This is a genomic window from Pseudoalteromonas sp. Z1A6, from assembly GCF_011378745.1.
GTDB lineage: Bacteria > Pseudomonadota > Gammaproteobacteria > Enterobacterales > Alteromonadaceae > Pseudoalteromonas > Pseudoalteromonas arctica.
Genome location: NZ_WTKW01000374.1, coordinates 1 through 3,842 on the forward strand (window position 1 = coordinate 1; position 3,842 = coordinate 3,842).

At 40.9% G+C, this 3,842-nt stretch carries 3 protein-coding genes; all 3 read right to left on the minus strand.

Going from position 1 to position 3,842, the window contains the following annotated elements; all coding sequences use genetic code 11:
* Nucleotides 1–183 precede the first annotated feature (183 nt).
* Nucleotides 184–633: a hypothetical protein gene (locus GQR46_RS17315; RefSeq protein WP_165741720.1), complete on the minus strand. Its 450-nt coding sequence runs from the start codon at nucleotides 631–633 to the stop codon at nucleotides 184–186.
* A gap of 74 nt (nucleotides 634–707) precedes the next feature.
* Nucleotides 708–2,777 (minus strand): glycine--tRNA ligase subunit beta, encoded by a 2,070-nt coding sequence (gene glyS, locus GQR46_RS17320; protein ID WP_165741722.1) that lies wholly within the window; start codon nucleotides 2,775–2,777, stop codon nucleotides 708–710.
* A 2-nt stretch (nucleotides 2,778–2,779) separates the two neighbouring features.
* Complete coding sequence (glyQ, locus tag GQR46_RS17325) at nucleotides 2,780–3,682, minus strand: glycine--tRNA ligase subunit alpha (RefSeq protein WP_007584197.1); 903 nt, start codon at nucleotides 3,680–3,682, stop codon at nucleotides 2,780–2,782.
* Nucleotides 3,683–3,842 lie beyond the last annotated feature (160 nt).

Below are 3,842 nucleotides of genomic sequence, written 5' to 3' on the forward strand. Positions count from 1 at the left end.
ACTTCCCATCATATATTGGTGTAGCTTTTTTAGCCCAATCTAATATCAACGTTTCTATATCTGATTTGCTCTCTCGCTCTATCACTTTCAATTTAATCATTAAAAATTCCTTTTAGATAAGACTACGATATCAAAATACAATAGTCTCCAAAAAAGCTTTAAACACAAAAATAGGTAGCGAATTTACTTCTTCGTTATCGTCACTTGTGGCTTATCGTAGTCACTGTAATCAATACTTACTATGTACGTGCCTTTTATTGCTGGCGTGTAGCTAAAGTAATTATAAATAGTACTACAATCGGCAACTGCAGGTTGGCCGAGTGTTAGTTTTTGCCCTGCAGGTTGTGCATCGCTGTAACCGCAGTTGTAACCTTCGCTAAAATCGGCATCTGCTATTTTAAATTCGTACACTTTACCAGGGCTAGAAAACTTTACTTCAGCTTGATAAAGCGCAGTGCCTACTGGCATAAATTGATACTGAGGTTCAGCATCCCAAAGCGTAAAGTCGCCTCTTAGGTAAATTGTTTTATCTAGCTCTTGTTGTGGCAATACATCGTTAATCGAAATTTGACTAGTACATGCGGTAAGTAAACCAGCAATTGCTAAGGTTAAAATTCGTTTCATAGAAATCATCAATGGGTATCCTTTGCGTACAGTGAAAACTAAAAAGCCAGCAAAATGCTGGCTTTTAAAATAGCTAATCGGTGTTATTTTTGTAAAACAGAAATATCTGCAATACCTAAAAACAATCCGCTTAACTGGCTTAGCAGCGCAAGACGATTTTGCTTAACAGCTTCATCGTCGGCCATAACCATTACGTTGTCAAAAAAGTTATCAACACTTTCGCGAATACCTGCCAATTGGCTTAATGCTTCTTGGTAGTTTCCATCTGCGTAAAGTGGTGCAAGGTCAGTGGCAAATTTTGCTACTTGTGATGCTAATACTTTTTCAGCGTCGTCGCTTAATAAGCTCTCATCAACACTACCTTGCCTGGTAATGTCGTTTTTAGCCAGAATATTACCTACACGCTTATTAGCTGCTGCAAGCGCTTCTGCTGCGTCTAATGTACGGAAGTGGCTTACGGCTTTAACACGGCGATCAAAATCAACAGGTTTAGTCGGACGACGTGCAAGCACTGCTTGAATTACGTCTACTTCAATACCTTCGTCTTGATACCAAGCACGGAAGCGCCCTAGCATAAATTCAAATACATCAGCTGATACATTTAAGTTAGTTAACTTGTCGCCAAACAATGTTTGCGATTTAGCTACTAGGTCTAAAATATCAAGTGGTAGTTCTTTTTCTACCATAATGCGAAGTGCACCAATAGCAGCACGACGAAGAGCAAATGGGTCTTTGTCACCTTTAGGTGCTTGGCCTATACCAAAAATACCCACCAGCGTGTCAAACTTATCAGCAATCGCTACTGCGCAGCTAATTAAATTTGTAGGTAAGTTGTCGCCTGCAAAGCGTGGCATGTACTGCTCGTTTTGCGCTATGGCTACATCCTCGGCTTCACCGTCATGGCGAGCGTAATGCATTCCCATTACACCTTGCACGTCGGTAAATTCCATTACCATTTCAGTCATTAAGTCTGTTTTACTTAATAGACCAGCGCGCTCTGCTAATGCTTTATCAGCACCTAATTGCTCAGCAATATAACCTGCAAGCTCACTAATACGCGCAGACTTATCTTTAAGCGTACCAAGTTGCTTTTGGAACAATACGCTATCAAGCGATTCTAGTCGGCTTTCTAGAGTTTTCTTTTTATCTGTTTCAAAGAAAAACTGTGCATCAGCTAAACGTGGGCGTACTACTTTTTCGTTACCAGAAATAACGACGCTTGGATCTTTACTTTCGATGTTAGATACAAACAAAAACTTATTTAAAAGTTTGCCGTTTTGATCTAATAACGGGAAATATTTTTGATCGTCTTTCATGGTATAGATTAACGCTTCGGCTGGTACATCTAAAAATGCTTCTTCAAATGTTGCCGTTAAAGTAACTGGCCACTCTACAAGTGATGTTACTTCTTCTAGTAGATCTTCATCCATAGCAACAATAGCGTTAACTGCTTTTGCAGCTTCTTCTATTTGTGTACGAATTTGCGCTTTACGTTGTTCGTAATCAGCAATAACGTAAGCAGATTTAAGTACGTCAAAAACGTCATCTGCATGGTTTATACTAATTTTTTCTGGGTGGTGAAAACGATGACCCTGAAGCTGGTTAGTTATTTTCTTACCAAGGATCTCACCTTCAAGTAACTCATCACCAAACAAAATAGTTACCGTATGCACTGGTCGAATAAATTGTGTTTTATTCGCGCCCCAACGCATTGGTTTAGGAATTGGTAATTTAGCCAACGCTTTAGTAATTGCACCTGTCATTAGCGTTTTAGTTTCTTGCCCTGCTACTTTAGCAATGTGCAATAACCATGCGCCTTTATCAGTCTCAAGTGTTTGTGCGTCTTTTACTTCAATACCACAACCACGTGCCCAACCCATTGCTGCTTTTGTTGGGTTACCGTCACCGTCAAATGCGGCTTTGGTTGCTGGGCCGCGTTTTTCAACTTCTTTGTCTTGTTGCTTAGCTTCAAGCGCTTTTACTTGTAAACCTAAACGACGAGGCGATGCATACCAGCTTACACCTTGATGTGCTAACTCTAGTGTTTCTAGCTCTGCAGTTAAGTTTGCAGCAAAAGCTTCTGCTAATTTACGCAGTGCTTTTGGTGGCAACTCTTCTGTGCCAATTTCTACTAATAAATTTTGTGCTGACATACTTACTTATCCTTACACAGCGGGAAACCAAGCGCTTCGCGTTTGTCATAGTAACTTTGTGCACACGCTTTTGATAACGCACGTACGCGTAAAATATAACGTTGACGTTCGGTTACCGAAATTGCGTGGCGTGCGTCTAGTAAGTTAAATGCGTGCGATGCTTTCATTACTTGCTCGTAAGCCGGTAGTGGTAAGTTTGCTTCAATTAACTTTTGGCTCTCTGCTTCACATTTATCAAACTGAGCAAATAAGTCTTCTACGTTTGCGTGTTCAAAATTGTAAGTAGACTGCTCTACTTCATTTTGATGGAACACATCGCCGTATGTTACACGCCCTAGTGGACCGTCTGCCCATACTAAGTCGTAAATACTATCTACGCCTTGAATGTACATTGCTAAACGCTCTAGGCCGTAAGTGATCTCACCCGTTACTGGTGAACACTCAATACCACCAACCTGTTGGAAGTAGGTAAACTGCGTTACTTCCATGCCGTTTAACCAAATTTCCCAACCTAGTCCCCACGCACCTAACGTAGGTGATTCCCAGTTGTCTTCTACAAAGCGAACTTCGTGAGTTAGTGTGTCGATACCCATTGCCGCTAAAGAGCCTAAATAAAGCTCTTGGATGTTATCTGGCGATGGCTTTAAAACTACCTGGAATTGGTAGTAGTGTTGTAAGCGATTTGGATTTTCACCGTAGCGACCATCGGTAGGACGACGACACGGTTGCACGTATGCACTCGCCATTGGCTCTGGGCCAATAGACTTTAAAAAAGTTTGCGGGTGAAATGTCCCTGCGCCCACTTCCATATCAAGTGGTTGAATAATGACACAGCCTTGCTGCGCCCAATAATCCTGTAAAGCCAGGATCAAACCTTGAAAGGTTTTTACGTCATATTTTTGCATATTTGGCTTTTTACTATCTAAGAAGTAGCGTGAAAATTACCCTTAGTATACCGTGTGTACACTCAGGTTTTAAGCAGTTTGTGTAATTGAAGAAAATAAAAAAGGAGCCATTAGGCTAATGCCAGTCAGTTAAGCTGACTGGCATTTTTCTTTTTATGGG

Coding starts and splice junctions, on each gene's coding strand:
- GQR46_RS17315 (WP_165741720.1), bottom strand. CDS start 633: ATGATTTCTATGAAACGAATTTTAACCTTAGCAATTGCTGGTTTACTT.
- glyS (WP_165741722.1), bottom strand. CDS start 2,777: ATGTCAGCACAAAATTTATTAGTAGAAATTGGCACAGAAGAGTTGCCA.
- glyQ (WP_007584197.1), bottom strand. CDS start 3,682: ATGCAAAAATATGACGTAAAAACCTTTCAAGGTTTGATCCTGGCTTTA.